The following is a 16614-nucleotide window of genomic DNA, read 5'->3' as shown; positions in this document are numbered from 1 at the left end:
CGCGCTTGCGGCGACGGAAGGGTGACCTCACAGGAACTCCAACGCGATGAGTCTCCGAATTTATCCCGCCCTCTGGTGGCGGCGGACGGGAGAGCAGGCGAAGCCTCCCCTCCACGGGATTCCGAGGATCGCCCGGGTCCCGGGGAGAACCCACACGATAGCCGGTGGCGCCCGATATCCGTCCTCACCGCCCGGGCGCCCGGGAAACCGCGCGGCGCGCCGTTCCGACCCACGTGGGCGACTCGGCTGGAGCGGTCCGAGCCGGTAGCCTGCGGGACGTGCGCCTATCCCATGTCATCGAGGTCCTGGAGGAGCTCTATCCCCCGTCGTGGGCCGAGCGGTGGGACGCCGTCGGGCTCGTCTGCGGCGACCCCGGCCAGGAGGTCGGCCGCGTGCTGTTCGCCGTCGACCCGGTCGCGGCGGTGGCGGACGAGGCCCTGGAGTGGGGCGCGGATCTGGTCATCACCCACCATCCGCTGCTGCTGCGCGGGGTCACCAGCGTCGCCGCCACCACACCCAAGGGGCGGCTCGTCCACCGGATGATCCGGAACGGGGTGGCGCTCTACACCGCCCACACCAACGCCGACGTGGCCGATCCCGGGGTCTCCGACGCCCTGGCCCGGGCGGTCGGGGTGACCGGGCCATTGCGCCCGCTGGCGCCCGACGCCGACGACCCGCGCCGCGGCCTCGGCCGGATCGGGGAGCTGCCCGAGCCGATGCCGCTGAGCGACTTCACGGCGCGCGCGGCGGCCGGGCTGCCCGCCACGGCCTGGGGGGTGCGGGCGGCCGGCGACCCGGCGCGCACCGTCCGCACCGTCGCGGTCTGCGGCGGCGCGGGCGACTCGCTGCTGGACGCCGCGCGCGCCGCCGGGGTGGACGTCTACCTCACCGCCGACCTGCGGCACCATCCGGCGTCGGAGTTCGCCGAGCACGACGGCCCCGCGCTGGTCGACGCCGCGCACTGGGCCACCGAATGGCCCTGGCTGGCCGACGCCGAGCGGCGCCTCACCGAGGCCTGGGCGGGCGGGCCGGAGACCCGGGTGTCCACGATCGTCACCGACGCGTGGCGCCTGCACGGCGCCTCTCCGGTGCCGGACGCCCGGCCCTCCGGAGCCGAGCCCGCGGCCGGCGTCCCGCTGGGCGCGGGCCCCCAGACCCCAGGGGCCGCGCCCGAACTCACCACCACTCCGGGGGTGGACCCCCGGACACCCGGGGCTGCGCCCGGAGTCAGCGAAGGAGCAAAGTGAAAGCCGCACCGCAAGCCCAGCTTCGCCTGATCGACCTGCAGGAGCTCGACAGCACGCTGGACCGGCTGGCGCACCGCCGCCGGACGCTGCCCGAGCTGGCCGAGGTCGACCGGCTGGAGGGCCGGCTGACCGAGTTGCGCGACGCCATCGTCGCGGCCGAGACCGAGGTCGGGGACCTCGACCGGGAGCAGAAGAAGGCCGAGCAGGACGTCGACCAGGTCCGGGCCCGGGCGGAGCGCGACCAGAAGCGGCTCGACTCCGGCCAGGTGACCTCGGCCAAGGACCTCAGCGGCCTGCAGACCGAGATCGCCTCCCTCCAGCGCCGCCAGTCCGACCTGGAGGAGGTCGTGCTGGAGATCATGGAGCGCCGGGAGGAGGCCGAGGGCCGGGTCACCGGGCTGCGCACCGAGCGCACCGGGGCCCAGGCCGAGCGCGACACCCTCGCCCAGCGCCGCGACACCGCGCAGAAGGAGATCGACGAGGAGGCCGGGAGCACCACCGCGGCCCGCGCCGCGGTCGCCAAGGACGTCCCCGAGGACCTGCTGACGCTGTACGGGAAGCTGCGCGGCCAGTTCGGCGGCGTCGGCGCCGCCAAGCTCTACCGGGGCGCCTGCCAGGGCTGCCACCTGGCCCTCAACACCGTCGACATCAACCGGATCCGCACCGCCGCGCAGGACGAGGTGATCCGCTGCGAGGAGTGCCGCCGCATCCTCGTCCGCACCCCAGAGTCGGGCCTGTGAGCCGCAGGCTCGTCGTCGAGGCCGACGGCGGCTCCCGGGGCAACCCGGGGCCCGCCGGGTACGGCGCGCTGGTCCGCGACGCCCTCACCGGCGAGGTGCTGGCCGAGGTCGCCGAGTCCATCGGGCACGCCACCAACAACGTGGCCGAGTACCGCGGCCTGATCGCCGGGCTGCGCGCCGCCGCCGGCGTCGACCCGTCCGCCCGCGCCGAGGTGCGGATGGACTCCAAGCTGGTCGTCGAGCAGATGTCCGGCCGCTGGAAGATCAAGCACCCGGACATGGTCCCGCTGGCCCTGGAGGCCCGCGAGCTGGCCTCCGGCCTGGGCTCGGTCACCTACACCTGGGTGCCGCGCGACCGCAACGCGCACGCCGACCGGCTCGCCAACGAGGCCATGGACGCCGCCGCCCGCGGCGAGACGTGGAGCCGCCGGGAGGACCCCGGGCAGGACGAGCCGGAGGACGAGGGCTCCGGCCAGGCCCGGGTGTGGTCGTCCGCCACCGGAACGGCCACCACCACGCTGCTGCTGCGGCACGGCGAGACCCCGCTGTCGATCGAGAAGCGGTTCGCGGGCACCGGGGACGTGCCGCTGACCGACAACGGCCTGGCGCAGGCCCGCGCGGCGGCCCGCGCCCTCAAGGACCGCGGCGTCGACGCGATCGTCACCTCGCCGCTCGTCCGCTGCCGCGCCACCGCCGCCGAGGTCGCCGCCGCCACCGGCGCCGCCGTCCGCGTCGAGGACGGCTTCCGCGAGACCGACTTCGGCGAGTGGGAGGGCCTCACCTTCGCCGAGGCGGAGCGGCGTTCGCCCGCCGAGCTCAAGGCCTGGCTCGCCGACCCGAACGTCGCCCCGCCCGGCGGGGAGAGCTTCACCCACGTCGCCCGCCGCGTCCGCACCGCCCTCGACAAGGTCAAGGTCCGCTACCGCGACCAGACCGTCGTGGTGGTCTCGCACGTGACCCCGATCAAGCTGCTGGTGAAGGAGGCGCTCGGCGCGCCGATGGCCTCCCTCTACCGGATGCGGCTGGACGTGGCCTCGCTCTCGGTGATCGACTGGTACGACGACGGACCGGCGACGCTGCGCTCGTTCAACGACGCCCACCACCTTCTCTGACCGGTTCCGGACGCCCGGCGCGCGTCCGCGGGCCCGTCCGGCCCGCGTTCGCGCGCCTCCCATGATCCCCGGTAATCTGGACGGACGGCGGACGAGCCGGCCGGACGGCCGCGTCGGGGCGATGCCCCGCCGAGGAAGGTCCGGGCTCCACAGGGCAGGGTGGTCGGTAACGCCGACCCGGGGCGACCCGCGGGACAGTGCCACAGAAAACAAACCGCCACCGCTCGGTGGTAAGGGTGAAACGGTGAGGTAAGAGCTCACCGGCGCCCACGGTGACGTGGGCGGCCAGGTAAACCCCACCCGGAGCAAGGTCAAGAAGGGGCGCCGCCAGGCGCCCCGCGCAGGCGTCCGAGGGCGGCCCGCCCGAGCCTGCGGGTAGACCGCTGGAGGCCGCTGGCAACAGCGGCCCGAGATGGATGGCCGTCGCCCGCCGCAAGGCGGGAACAAAACCCGGCCTACAGGCCGACTCGTCCGCCGCCCCCCTCTCTGCCCGGCGCTGGTCACGCTCCACGCCATCGCGGGCGGCGACCCGGAACGGCTCGCGGCCGCCGTCGACACCGCCTTCGGGCGATTCCGTTCGCTGGAGGCGTGAAGGGGTTCCGGCGGCGGGCCGCACCGGGCAGAGTGGCGGCATGAGGCTGCTGATCTTGGGAGGGACCGAGTTCGCCGGGCGGGCCTACGTCGAGGAGGGGCTCGCGCGGGGCTGGGACGTCAGCGTCCTCAACCGCGGCACGCACGCCGCCCCCGGCGGGGTGACCGCGCTGCGCGGCGACCGCCGCGCCGCCGGGGGGCTCGCCGCGATCGAGCGGGGCACATGGGACGTCGTCGTCGACACCTGGTCATGGGCCCCGGTCGCCGTCCGCGACGCCGCCAGGGCGCTGGCCGGCAGGGCGGGCCGCTACGTGTACGTGTCGACCCGCTCGGTGTACGCCTTCCCGGCCGAGGCGGGCGCCGACGAGAGCGCGCCCCTGGTCGAGGGGTCGCCCGACGGCGCCGACGACGGCGCGTACGCCACCATCAAGCGCGGCGCGGAGATCGCCGCCGTGGACGCCTTCGGGGACCGCGCGCTGCTGGTCAGGGCGGGCCTGGTGCTGGGACCGTACGAGAACATCGGCCGCCTCCCCTGGTGGCTGCGGCGGATCGCTCGGGGCGGCCCCGTGCTCGCCCCCGGGCCGCGCGACCTCGGGCTGCAGTACATCGACGCGCGGGACATGGCCGGGTGGAGCCTGGACGCCGCCGTCGCCGGGCTCGGCGGCCCGTACAACGTCGTCAGCCCGCCCGGTTTCACGACCATGCGGGAACTGCTCGAAACGTGCGTGGAAATCACCGGCTCGGACGCGGAACTGCGGTGGACCGACCCCGAGCGCATTCTCCGGGCGGGTGTCGAGCCCTGGCAGGACCTGCCGATCTGGCTTCCCCCGGGTGAAATGCACGGAATGATGCACCAGGCCGATGTCTCGAAGGCGCTCGCGGCGGGCTTGAAATGCCGTCCGGTCGCGGAGACCGTCGCCGACACGTGGGCGTGGCTGCGGAGCATCGGGGGAGTGCCGCCGCAGCGGCCCGACCGTCCTCAGGTGGGCCTGGACCCGGAGGTCGAGGCGTCCCTGCTCTGATCCCAGAACGCCTTGACCTCGGCCCACGGGAACAGCGGGCCCGGGTCGATCCGGCGCCGGACGAGACGGCGCCCGTCGTCGGTGGCGGGCACCATCTCCCGATCGAGATCGCTGTGCCGCACCAGCTCCCGCAATCCTGAGAATTCTTCGAGCAGCCCCCGCAGGACGTTCTTCAACGCCTCGATCTGCGCCGCGCCGAACTCCTCTTCCGGCACCTGGGACCGGGAATCGAAATGCCGCGGAAAGCGGCCCCGATTGACGAGCTCGATCCCGATCGACGGCGTGTTGTGGCCGCGCACATGCGCGGCCACCCGGTCCAACGGGACGAACCGCTGGACGCTCCCGTCCCGATCGATATAGAGATGCCCGCACACGCGGGGCCCGTGCTCCGCCAGTTCCCGGGCCGCCGCCAGGTCGGGCGTCTCGGTCGCGTGCAGCACCACGGCGGTCACCTCCGCCGCGGAACGCTCCGGCAGCGCCCGCCACCAGCCGACCGGCCGCTCCTCGATCACCATTCCGTCATGAGATCACAGCCCGGGGCCGAGGTCACGGGTGGTGAGGAGCGGCGGGTGATCGCTGTCCAAGGAACCACTCTTTGGGGGGAATCGTGAAATTTTCGGTCTCTCTCCGTGTTCGGTGTCATGCGACACAAACGGAGTCCCCGAGTCCGCTTACCTTCCAAGTAGAGCTGATCGACTTGGGGAGATCGGCGGTGACGGCGGGGCGCTGGGACCGGCCCCGCGGAGAGGAGCACCGATGTTCATCATCATGACAGCGGTCGCACTCATCGGCTTGCTGGCGTCACTGGTGTATCTGGTGGAGTTCGCGAGGGCGAGCCGGGGGGACGCCTTGTTCCTCCCGGCCTCGACGGGGCGCGCGCGGCGGGCGCGCCGCATCACGGGAATGTACGTGCGCGGGAACGACGACCAGCTCGTCGGGCGCTGAGCGGGCACGGGCCGTCACCGGCGACGGCCCGTGAACGGGACCGGCGGGCTCAGGTGAGCGTACGGGCGTCGTCGTCGGGGGCCTCGTCCGGAACGGGGACGAAGGCCTCCGCGGCGGGGTCGAGGATGTGCACGTTGGCGGTCTCGAGGTCGAGGTAGAGGCCCACCAGTTCGAGATCGCCGGCCTCCACCCGGTTGCGGAGCCAGGGGTAGGTGAGCAGGTTGTCGAGCTGCTGCATCACGTTGACCTGGCACAGGCGGGCGAGCGGCGGCTCGTCGCCGCGGGGCTCGGAGGCGAGGAAGCGGGCCAGGCTGTGGTTGCCGTGCTTCAGCCAGCGGGACAGGCTCGTCAGGTGATCGACCTCGGAGCCCCCCGCCAGCAGCGCGGCCATCGCGCCGCAGTTGGAGTGGCCGCACACGGTGATGGTGCGGATCCCCAGGACCTCGGTGGCGTACTCGACCGTCGCGGCGACCGAGTCGTCGGGTGTGCGGGAGCCGTACCGCGGGATCATGTTGCCGACGTTGCGGTTGATGAACAGGTCGCCGGGGCCGCTCGCGGTGATGATGTTGGGCACCACCCGCGAGTCGACGCAGGTGATGAACAGATGCTCGGGCTTCTGCTCGAACGCCAGCTCGGCCATGATCGGCCGCACCAGCGGCGCGGTACGGCCCTGGTACTCGCGGACGCCCGCCAGCAGCAGGGCGCTCGGCGAGACCTCGGGAGCGTCCAGCTCGGGGCCTTCGGTCCGCCGGCGCCTGTTCGCCCAGGGAGCCCACCAGCGGGCAGGCGGGGACGATTTACGCGGCGGCGACATATCACCAGTCACCGCTCTTTCATACCAACTCTCATGGATCTCGTCGATATCGACCCCACCTCCAAGCCGCTCATGTGCTCGACGCCACTCGTGGATGGCATCGAACGCGGCGTGGTCCATGAAGTCCACGTTCAGGTCCAGGTCGACCGCGGTCCCCGGCGGGATCCGCTGCAGCACGGCCGTCACCTTGGGCACCCCGAGAAAGGTGAGTGTGCCCTCCACGACCACGTGCCATCGCCCAGGCCGGCCCCCCGCCGACGTGTCACCGGCGGATCCTTGCGCGAGCCCCGCGGGCTGGGCGGCCGCCGGGGTGTCGCCGGCGGGGGGTGAGGGGCGGGGAAGGGGGGCGAGGGTTCCGGGGGGCGGCGCGGCCTCTTCCACGCGTACGGTCAGGCGTGTCAGGCGGCGCAGGGCCAGGATGCCCATGACGGCCAGCCCCAGGAGCACGCCCTCGCCCAGCCCCAGCAGCACCACGCCGCCCAGGGTGACGAAGTAGGCGGGGGCCTCGCGGTGGTGGCGCAGGTCGCGGACCCGGGCGGTGTCGATCATCTTGACGCCCAGCGCGACCAGCAGGGCCGCCAGGGCCGCCAGCGGGACCTGCTCGATGACGGGGCCGCAGGACAGGGCCAGCACCAGGATCCAGAGCCCGTGCAGCACGGTGGACGCGCGGGTGCGGGCGCCGGCCTCGACGTTGGCCGTGCTGCGGACGATCACGCCCGCGATCGGCAGGCCGCCGAGCAGGCCCGAGAGGGTGTTGGCCGCGCCCTGGCCGACCAGCTCGCGGTCGAGGTCGGCGCGCGGGACGCCGGCGGGGCGCCGCCGGTCGATCGCCACGCTGCACAGCAGCGACTCCACGGCGGCCACCAGCGCGATCGCGACGACCGCGCCGACGATCTCGGGCGGCGGGCCGTGCGGCAGGGCGGGGGCGTGCCATCCGGACAGCAGCGAGCCGGGCAGCTCGACGCGCGGCGCGTCCCAGGACAGCAGCCAGGCGGTCAGCGTGGCCACGGCGATCGCGGGGAGCGGGCCGGGGATCCAGCGGGCGGCCGAGAACCTCCCCTTCGGCAGGCGCGACCAGAGCAGCAGGACGGCGATGGTCAGCAGGCCGAGCAGCGTCGCCTGGGAGTGGTGGGCGACCAGCTGGCCGGGCAGTTCGCGCAGGTTGCTGATCGCCGAGTGCTGCGGGCTGCCGCCCAGGACGACGTGCAGCTGCGCCAGCACCATGACCACGCCGACCCCGGCCAGCATGCCGTGCACGATCGCCGGTGACACCGCCAGCGCGGTACGGGCCACCCGGCAGGCGCCCAGCGCGAGCTGGAGCAGCCCGCCCAGCATCGTGATCATGCAGGTGGCGCGCCAGCCGTACGCCTGGACCAGCTCGGCGACGATCACGGTGAGCCCGGCGGCGGGCCCGCTGACCTGCAAGGGGGCGCCGCCGGCCAGCCCGGCCACGATGCCGCCGACGATCGCGGCGATCAGTCCCGCGGCGATCGGGGCGTTGGAGGCGACCGCGATGCCGAGGGAGAGCGGGATCGCGACCAGGAAGACCACCAGCGAGGCGGGGAGATCCCAACGCAGAACGGATACGCTCAGTGTCTTTATCATCACACGGCGTAGGCAATCATGAGGCACCGACATTCCGCCGACGCAAAACGAGGCGGGGCCCACCGGTGTCGGTGGGCCCCGCCTCGTCGCCGGTCAGCGGCGGTAGTCGCGGTGGCTCTCCCAGTCGTCCTGCTGCCGGTTCTGGTCGGAACCGGGGTAGCCGGAGTTGCCGGGGTTGGCGGGGTTGGCCGGGTTGGACCCGTACGGGCCCCCGCCCGTGTCGGACGGCGAGCCCTGGTAGCCGCCCCCCTGCGAGCCGAAGTAGCCGCCCCCGTACGCCTGGGTGGCGTTGGGGTCGTAGGCCTGCGTGGCGTTGGGGTCGCCGTAGCCGGAGCCCGCACCGCCGGATTCGGGCTCGGTGGTGCCGTTGTAGCTGCTGCCGCTGAAGTCGCCGTAGCGTCCGGCCTCGCTGCCCGAGCCCGTGTCGCCGCCGAACGAGCCGTAGGAGTCGCGGCCGGTGCCCAGCGGGTCGTCGTAGCGCGAGGAGTCGCCGTACGCCGGGGACGTGGGGTAGCCCTCGCCCTGGCCGGAGCCGCCGTAACCCGCGCCGGACCCGGACGGCAGCCCCGACAGGTTCTGCGTCCCGGCCGGGTCGGAGCCGGTGCCCGGGGACGACCAGGGCCCGGTGGAGCCGCTCGGCCCGTACGAGGAGGACGGCGAGGTGCCGGAGCCCAGCGGGTCGTTCAGCGGGTCGTTGAGGGATCCGCCGTACGAGCCGCCGCTGTCGGGCAGGCCGGAACCCGGGGCCGGGCCGGATGTGCGCTGCCGGTCGTGCTGGATGCGCTGCAGCAGCTCGTCCACGGTCGGCAGCTTGTGGCCGTCGGTGTCGGCCGGAGAGCCGCCGGGTGCGCCGCCGTAGCCGCCGCCCGGGGCCGCGGGAGCGGCGGGTGCGGGGGGAGCGGCGGGCGCGGGCGGCTCGGCCGGGCGCGGCGGCTCGGAGTGCGAGCCGAGCGGCAGCCCGAGCGGGTCGGACACGCGCGGGTCGCCGGCGCCCGGCGGGGGCGGCAGCGGCCGGTCGAACGCGTCGGGCCGGGACGATCCGGGCGGCGGGCCCGCGGCGACCGGACGGCCGCCCAGCGGGTCGCCGGCGTCGGGCGGCGGCGAGGAGGGCCGGTACGAGGACAGGTCGGACCCCCCGTAGGAGGGCTCGGACCCGCCGTAGGAGGGCTCGGACCCGCCGTAGGACGGGTCGGACCCGCCGTAGGACGGCTCGGGCCCCCCGTAGGAGGGCTGGTCGAGGCCGGAGCCCGACCCGAACGACGACGTCGACGACGGGTCGGAGGAGCCGTAGTCCGGAGCCCGGTAGTCGGAGCCGCCGAACGGCCCCTGCGGGCCGGTGCCCATGGACTGGCCGAGCGGGTCGGCGTTCATCGGGTCACCCGCGGTGGCGCCGGGGTCGCCGCCGTATGGTCCGCCGCCGAGCCCGGGGTCGCCCCCGTACGACGGGGACTGCGGGAACGCGGGCTGCTGCTGCGGGGGCGCGGACTGCGGGCCGGTCGCGCCGTAGTCGCCACCGGGCGGGCCGTACTCACCACCGGGCGGGCCGTAGTCGCCGCCGGACGGGCCGGACGCGGCGGCCAGGCCGCCGGGGATGCCGGGCCCGCCGGGAGCGGCGTGCTGCCCGCCCGGACGGTCGGCGGGGCCGCCCAGCACGCCGGGGCCGCCGAGCGCGCCTACCGCGCCGCGCGAACCGGGCGCGTCGGCGCCCAGCGAGACGGGCTGGGTCAGCATCGGCTCGGGAGCGGACGGCATGGGCGGCTCGTTGCGGTGGATCCCCATCGGGTCGCCCTGCGCGTGCATCGGGTGCTCGTGGACGGGCTCACCCGGCATCGGCTCCCCGGGCATCGGCTCGTCGGCGCGCGCGTTCAGCGGGTCGGCGGCCGGGTCGACGGCCTCGTCCGCGTGCTTGTCGTGCTGCCAGGGGAACTTGGGCTTGTCGAAGGTGATGGTGGCCCAGTAGTCGTCGTCTTCCATCTCGTCGCTGGCCTGGCCACCGGGAGCGGGTGGCGCGGGGGCCGGGGCGGGGGTGGGAGCGGCGAGCGGGCCGCCGGCGACGCGCCGGTCGTACTCGGGCTCGGGCTGGCCGGGCCCGGGGTGGCCTGGCCCGGGTGGCTGGCCCTGCCCGGGGGCGTAGCCGTCGCCCTCGTAGCCGCCGGCCTCGTAGCCGTTGTCATAACCGGTGTTGTCGTACCCGGCGTCGTACCCGGGGCCGTAGCCGTCGTCGGCCATCTCGTCCGGCGGGGCGGAGCGGTGGCCACGGGGAGCCGGCCTGTCGTCGGCCATCCAGTCATCGTCGTCGTCGCGTCCCGCCCTGCTGGCCCGCAGGCCCAGGGCAACCAGGACGACCACCAGCACCACGACCACGCTGAGGCCGAAGACCACGAAATACGTCATGCCACCACCCAATGCCTTGGTCCGGCGAGAGTCGCCAGAGCGGCCCCCGGGATCGTCCCGATTATCGCCAGCGGCCGGGCCTCGGCGGTTCTACACCGAGTCTGGCCGACCGCTATGACCGTTGTCACACCCTTCGCGCACATCTACCCTCACACGGCGCGCACCGATTGGCCAACCCGGCGCTCGCGCCCGTACCGGCCCACCTGTACGCCCCTTTCGGTTCCGGCCCCCCGAGGGGTCCGCCCTGACCTCGCGTCCCGGTGACGTTGCCGTTCCGTGACCGCAGGGTCAACGCGACTCATCGCTTCCGAAGTTCCCGGTGATCCGGCCCCGACCCACCGTGTGCTCGGCGATGGCACCCAGCGATTCCTTCAGCGAAGCGCCGCTGCGGAACGGAACCTCGGTGTCCAGCGCGTAGATGGTGAAGCGGTACCGGTGTTGCTCGCCCTTGGGAGGGCAGGGCGGCGCGTAGCCGACCTTCTCGCTCGTGTTCTGTCCTTCGACGGTCTTGCTCAACTGGGCGCCCTCGACCAGTTGCTGGACGGTCCCGTCGATCCCGCCGATCACCCAGTGGACATAGGCGCCGGTGTCGGCGTCCGGGTCGTCCATGACGATCGCGAACGAACGGGTCCCCGCGGGGGTACCCGACCATCGCAGCGGCGGGGTGGTGCCCGCTCCGCCAGGGTACGTCCTGCAGCCGTACCGCGTGGGCAAGTCGCGCCCATCGCGGAAGACGGGGCTGGTCACGGTGAACCACTCCGACAGTTCGGCGCCGGAGGTCTGCGGGTTGCCGAGGAACCCGCAGCCGCTCAGGCCGAGGGTGCCGGCGAGCGCGAGGGCACCCGCACCGGCCGCGATCGGACGCCGGTATCTGCTCATCATCGCTACGCTCCCGGGCGAGATCGTACGCCGCGCCCCGCCAGGCTCTCCGCACCGGGGCCTTCACGGCGGCGCGCGCGTTTCCCGGTGGCGTGCCCCCTTCCTCGTCCGGCCCCACCTTAGAGGTTCGCCTGCTGTGGGACGGGGCTTTCGCGGCCCGGGTTCCACCCCTCGGCGCAGGTGGTCGCCACGCTGTGATGTTCGTCATGAGATGTATCGTGCTCTATGTCCGAATCTTTGCGAAGGAGTGGCGTAATTCACGCGGAAGCAACGCTCCAAATTGACAAGATCGAAATTTTTTACAAAATTTCGCCATGATCCATTGGTGTTGGGTGCGGTCCATCAGGTAGCTTGTGAATGTCTTCACAAGCCGACCGTGACTGAGGAGGCCGCAATGGCCAGGACCGCCGAGGGCACCCCTGGCGCTCCCCACGTGCTCATCGTGGGTGGCGGCTACGTGGGCATGTACACGGCACTTCGACTGCAGAAGAAGCTCCGCCGCGAGCTGAAGCGGGACGAGGTCAGGATCACCATCGTCGACCCGAACTCGTACATGACGTACCAGCCGTTCCTCCCCGAGGCCGCCGCCGGGAACGTCTCCCCGCGGCACGTCGTCGCCCCGCTGCGCCGCGTGCTGCCCCGCTGCACCGTGCGCAACGCCCGGGTGACCGAGCTGAACCACGGCGAGCGATGGGCCATCCTGCAGCCGCTGGCCGGCCCGCCCGAGCGGATCTCCTACGACTACCTGGTCATGGCCGCCGGCTCGGTGTCCCGCACCCTGCCCATCCCCGGCCTGGCCGAGCACGGCATCGGCTTCAAGACCATCGGCGAGGCCATCCACCTGCGCAACCACGTGCTGGCCCAGCTGGAGATCGCCGAGTCCACCGACGAGGAGGAGATCCGCCGCAAGGCGCTCACCTTCGTCTTCGTCGGCGGCGGCTTCGCCGGCGTCGAGGCGCTGGCCGAGCTGGAGGACATGGCCCGCGGCGCGGTCAAGTACATGCGCAAGGTCACCCCGCAGGACCTGCGGTTCGTCCTCATCGAGGCGGCCGACCGGATCCTGCCCGAGGTCGGCCCCGACATGGGCAAGTGGACCGCCGAGCAGCTGCGCGGCCGCGGCATCGACGTCAAGCTCAAGACCTTCCTGCAGTCCGCGGTCGGCGGGAACATCGAGTGCTCCGACGGCAGCGCCTTCGCCGCCGGCACCCTGGTGTGGACGGCCGGCGTCAAGGCGTCCCCGGTCGTGCGCAACTCCGACCTGCCGTTGAACGAGCGCGGCCAGGTCAAGGCCACCGAGTACCTCACCATCGAGGGCGTCGTGCGGGCGTTCACCGCCGGTGACAACGCGGCCGTGCCCGACCTCACCCAGGAGGGCATGTTCTGCGCCCCCAACGCGCAGCACGCCGTCCGCCAGGCCAAGGTCCTCGCCGACAACCTGGTGCGCTCGCTGCGGGGCAAGTCCCTCAAGCCGTACGTCCACAACAGCGTCGGCTCCGTCGCGGGCCTGGGCCTGCACAAGGGCGTGGCCAACACCTACGGGTTCAAGGTCAAGGGCTTCCCGGCCTGGGTGATGCACCGCACGTACCACGTGTCCCGGGTGCCGACCTTCAACCGCAAGGTGCGGGTGCTGGCCGACTGGACGCTGGCGCTGTTCTTCAAGCGCGAGACCGTGTCCCTGGGCAGCATCGAGCAGCCGCGCGCCGAGTTCGAGCTGGCCGCACTGGGCGATGTCAAGGCCAGGGAGCGGGCCGGCGACGAGTCCAGGGAGAAGGCAGCCGAGAACGCGGCCTGACGCGCCGAGGCCCCGCCGGAGCCTCCGGCCGGAAAAATCCATAGGCGATGCCCCGACGGTCCATGGGATCGTCGGGGCCGTCGTTTTCAGGGGTTGGAACGGCTTCCGGCGGTGTGGGGGAGAATCGACGGGTGCGGATCGGGATCCTGGGGCCGCTGGAGGTGGTCGCGGACGGCCGTCCGGCCGAGATCGGGGGCGCGCGGCTGCGGGCCCTGCTGACCCTGCTCGCCCTGGACGCGGGCCGCCCGCTGACCGTCGAACGCATCATCGACGACCTCTGGGAGGACCGCGCGCCCGCCACCGCGCCCAACGCGCTCCAGGCCCTGGTGTCCCGGCTGCGCGCCGTGATCGGCCGCGGCAGCGTCGAGTCGCGGCCCGGCGCGTACCGGCTGGTCGTCCCGCGCGCGGCCGTCGACGCGCACGACTTCGAGGCCCGGGTGCTGGCCGCCCGGCGCATGCCCGGCGCGGAGGCCCGCTCGGACGAACTGGGCGCCGCCCTCGGCCTCTGGCGCGGTCCGGCACTCGCCGACGCGGCCGGGCTGCCGTTCGCCGACGGGCCCGCCGCCCGCCTGGAGGCGCTGCGCCGTGCCGCGCTGGACGAGCGGATCGACGCGGACCTGCTCCTCGGCCGCCACGAGGGGCTGATCCCCGAGTTGAAGGCGATGGCGGCCGCGGAGCCGCTCCGCGAGCCGCTGCGGGGACGGCTGATACGGGCCCTGTACGGCGCGGGCCGCCAGTCCGAGGCGCTGTCGGAGTACGCGTCGGTCAAACGCGCGCTGGCGGAGGAACTGGGCGTTGACCCGTCCCCCGACCTGGAGGCCCTCCACATAGCCGTCCTGCGGCAGGACCCCGCCCTGCTCCCTGGCGCCGCCGAAGAGCCCTCGCCCCCGGCCGCGACCTCGCCCGTCTCCTCGCCCGGACCGGACACCGCGCGGACCAAGCCGAACCACAACCTGCGCGCCCGCTTGACCAGCTTCATCGGCCGCGACGAGGACCTCGCCCGGATCGGCGGGAGACTGGCCGCGGGACGCCTGGTCACGCTGACCGGGCCGGGCGGCTCGGGCAAGACCCGGCTCTCCCTCGAAACCGCCGAACGGCAGCTCGATCGCATGCCCGACGGCGTGTGGCTCGCCGAGCTGGCCCCCGTCTCCGACCCGGCCGAGACGCCGCTGGCCGTGCTCACCGCCCTCGGGCTGCGGGAGGCCGCGCTGGTCACGACCGGGCACGGCCGGGTCGCCCTCGCCGAGACGAACGACCCGCTGGACAGGCTGGCCGCCGCGCTCGCCGGGAAGCGGCTGCTGCTCGTCCTCGACAACTGCGAGCACCTCCTGGACGCCGCCGCCCGGCTCGCCGACCGCGTCCTGGCCGACTGCCCCGGCGTGCGGGTCCTGGCGACCAGCCGGGAACCGCTCGGCATCACCGGTGAGGCCCTGTGGCCGGTCGAACCGCTGGAACCGCCCCCGGACGGCGCCGGCGTCGCCGAGGCCCTGGCCAACCCCGCCGTGCGGCTGCTCGCCGACCGCGCCGTCGCGGCCTCCCCCCGCTTCGCGGTCACGCCCGCCAACGTGGCGTCCATCGTGCGGATCTGCCGGGCCCTGGACGGCATGCCGCTGGCCATCGAGCTGGCCGCCGTCCGGCTGCGCGCGATGACCCCCGCCCAGCTGGCCGACCGCCTGGGCGACCGGTTCCGGCTGCTGGCCGGCGGCAGTCGCACCGCGCTGCCCCGCCACCAGACCCTGCGCGCCGTGGTCGAGTGGAGCTGGGACCTCCTGGACGAGGCCGAGCGCGCCCTGTGGCGGCGGCTCTCGGTCTTCGCCGGCGGCGCCACCGTGGAGGCCGCCGAGCGCGTCTGCGCCGGGCCCGAACTCGACCCGGCCGAGGTCCTGGACGTCCTCACCGCGCTGGTCGACAAGTCCCTCCTGATCGTCACCGCCGCCGAGCCGGGCCCCGTCGCCGAGGCCGACGACCCCCGGCCGCGCTACCGGATGCTGGAGACCATCCGCGCCTACGGCGCCGAACGCCTCGCCGAGGCGGGCGAGGAGGACCGGACGCGGCGGGCCCACGCGGAGTACCTCGCCGACCTCGCCGAGACCGCCGAGCCGCGCCTCTACCGCCACGACCAGCTCTACTGGATGGCCCGGCTCAACGCCGAGCACGACGACCTGCACGCCGCGCTGCGCTGGACGATGTCCGTCCCAGACGCGGCCCTGGCCGTACGGCTCTGCGCCTCGCTCGGCTGGTACTGGTTCCTGCACGGCATGGTCCGCGAGGCCGGGGAGCACTACGTCGAGCTGTTCTCCATGCCGGACCTCCCGGAGGATCAGACCACCGTGCTCGCCCTGGCGCACGGGGTGATGCTCACCTTCGACGGGCCCTGGGAGAACTCCCGCTCGGTGGAGTGGCTGCGGCGCGCCCAGGAGATCGGGGAGCGGCACGGCGGGCCGGTGCGGCATCCCGTCGTCCGGGCGATGACCGTGACGATGAACATGTACGTGACGGGCTGGAGCGCGGAGGCCATGGAGATCGTCCGGCCCCTGCTGGGCGACCCCGACCCGTGGGTGCGGGGCATCGGCTACTTCATCCACGCCCAGGTCGCCATCAACTTCGGCAGGCACGACGGCGTCGACGGCGACTTCCTTGAGGCCGAACGGGCCTTCCGGGAGGCGGGGGACCGCTGGGGCCTGTCGTTCGCGCTCACCGGCAAGGCCGAGCTGCTGGCCTGGCGGGGCGAGCACCGCGCCGCCGCGGTGCTGTACGAGGAGGCGCTGCGGCTGAACGAGCCCCTCGGCAGCGGCATGGGCATGTTCATCCAGGTCCACGCGAGGCTGGCCAACGAGCTGTACCTCCTGGGCGAGCGGGAGCGGGCCAAGACGCTCCTGGCCACCGCGCTGCGCGAGGCCGAACGGCTGGCCTTCCCGGACGCGCTGGCCGGCATCCACCAGCAGTTCGGGGAGTTCGCCCGGCGGGAGGGCGACCGCGCGGAGGCGATCCGGCGGTTCGACCGGGCCGAGGAGCTCTGCCCTCGGACGGGCGGGCCGCCCCAGTACCGCGCGCTCATCCTGGCGTCCCGGGCGCAACTGGACGCCGAGCACGGCGACGTGGACGCGGCGCGGGCCCGGCTGCGGGAGGCGCTGGCCGACGCCGTCCAGGCGGTGGACCATCCGATCGCCGCGCAGGTGCTGACGGGGCACGCCTTCCTGGCCATCGGCGAGGGCGACCCGGCCCGCGCCGCACGGCTGCTGGGCGCCGCGCACGGTGTACGAGGCGCCCGCGACCTGTCTCAGCCGGAGACCCGCGCCATCGAGGACGCGGCCCGCGAGGCGCTGGGCGAGGCCGCCTTCACCGCGTCCTACGAGAAGGGCCGCGCCCAGACCTTCGACGACGTCCTCGACGCCTTCGGCCTGGCGCGGCCGGTACCGCCGCCGGCCCTCGCGGGCCCGTCCGGCGACGGGCCCGCGACCGGCTGACCCCGC

Annotated in this window: 10 protein-coding genes, 1 other RNA gene and 1 pseudogene; 8 read left to right on the top strand and 4 right to left on the bottom strand. The window is 74.0% G+C overall.

Translation table 11 applies throughout. The annotated features are described in order from the left end of the window. Window positions 1-278 precede the first annotated feature (278 nt). From ACZ466_RS06330 to ACZ466_RS06310, 5 genes and pseudogenes are all read left to right on the top strand, one after another. Window positions 279-1070: pseudogene (locus tag ACZ466_RS06330) on the top strand (Nif3-like dinuclear metal center hexameric protein); the annotation flags it as partial. A 173-nt stretch (window positions 1071-1243) separates the two neighbouring features. Further along, window positions 1244-1987, top strand: coding sequence for a zinc ribbon domain-containing protein (locus ACZ466_RS06325; RefSeq protein WP_378285761.1), 744 nt, complete (start codon window positions 1244-1246; stop codon window positions 1985-1987). After that, the gene (locus ACZ466_RS06320; RefSeq protein WP_378285763.1) at window positions 1984-3099 is read left to right on the top strand and encodes a bifunctional RNase H/acid phosphatase; all 1116 of its coding nucleotides are present in this window, start codon (window positions 1984-1986) and stop codon (window positions 3097-3099) included. The genes ACZ466_RS06325 and ACZ466_RS06320 overlap by 4 nt, the downstream gene beginning before the upstream one ends. A gap of 92 nt (window positions 3100-3191) precedes the next feature. After that, window positions 3192-3573: RNase P RNA component class A (rnpB, locus tag ACZ466_RS06315), an RNA gene on the top strand. 158 nt (window positions 3574-3731) lie between these two features. Next, the gene (locus tag ACZ466_RS06310; RefSeq protein WP_378285764.1) at window positions 3732-4712 is read left to right on the top strand and encodes an NAD-dependent epimerase/dehydratase family protein; all 981 of its coding nucleotides are present in this window, start codon (window positions 3732-3734) and stop codon (window positions 4710-4712) included. Here the strand turns inward: ACZ466_RS06310 and ACZ466_RS06305 are convergent. Beyond that, window positions 4670-5227, bottom strand: coding sequence for an N-acetylmuramoyl-L-alanine amidase (locus tag ACZ466_RS06305; protein WP_378285765.1), 558 nt, complete (start codon window positions 5225-5227; stop codon window positions 4670-4672). The two genes, ACZ466_RS06310 and ACZ466_RS06305, sit on opposite strands and share 43 nt — an antisense overlap. A gap of 241 nt (window positions 5228-5468) precedes the next feature. Between ACZ466_RS06305 and ACZ466_RS06300 the strand changes: the two genes are divergently transcribed. Beyond that, window positions 5469-5657 carry a hypothetical protein gene (locus ACZ466_RS06300; RefSeq protein ID WP_378285766.1) on the top strand — a complete coding sequence of 63 codons (189 nt, stop codon included), beginning with the start codon at window positions 5469-5471 and terminating at the stop codon, window positions 5655-5657. A gap of 49 nt (window positions 5658-5706) precedes the next feature. On the opposite strand, the gene ACZ466_RS06295 is transcribed toward ACZ466_RS06300, so the two are convergent. The 3 genes from ACZ466_RS06295 to ACZ466_RS06285 form a co-directional block, all read right to left on the bottom strand. Then, a complete protein-coding gene (locus ACZ466_RS06295) occupies window positions 5707-8076 on the bottom strand; it encodes a SulP family inorganic anion transporter (RefSeq protein WP_378285767.1) in 2370 nt (789 codons plus the stop codon). A 93-nt stretch (window positions 8077-8169) separates the two neighbouring features. Beyond that, window positions 8170-10470, bottom strand: a complete 2301-nt coding sequence (locus ACZ466_RS06290; RefSeq protein ID WP_378285768.1) for a hypothetical protein — start codon at window positions 10468-10470, stop codon at window positions 8170-8172. Between the two features lie 288 nt (window positions 10471-10758). Continuing rightward, window positions 10759-11352, bottom strand: coding sequence for a YbhB/YbcL family Raf kinase inhibitor-like protein (locus ACZ466_RS06285; protein WP_378285769.1), 594 nt, complete (start codon window positions 11350-11352; stop codon window positions 10759-10761). 391 nt (window positions 11353-11743) lie between these two features. Here ACZ466_RS06285 and ACZ466_RS06280 point away from each other — a divergent pair, with 391 nt between their 5' ends. Then, window positions 11744-13141 (top strand): NAD(P)/FAD-dependent oxidoreductase, encoded by a 1398-nt coding sequence (locus ACZ466_RS06280; RefSeq protein ID WP_378285770.1) that lies wholly within the window; start codon window positions 11744-11746, stop codon window positions 13139-13141. Window positions 13142-13272: 131 nt separating this feature from the next. Then, the gene (locus ACZ466_RS06275) at window positions 13273-16608 is read left to right on the top strand and encodes an ATP-binding protein (protein WP_378285771.1); all 3336 of its coding nucleotides are present in this window, start codon (window positions 13273-13275) and stop codon (window positions 16606-16608) included. Window positions 16609-16614 lie beyond the last annotated feature (6 nt).

The organism is Actinomadura rugatobispora (assembly GCF_055379765.1).
The sequence above is the reverse complement of the archived record's forward strand: the minus strand, read 5'-3'. Positions and strand labels throughout refer to the sequence as shown.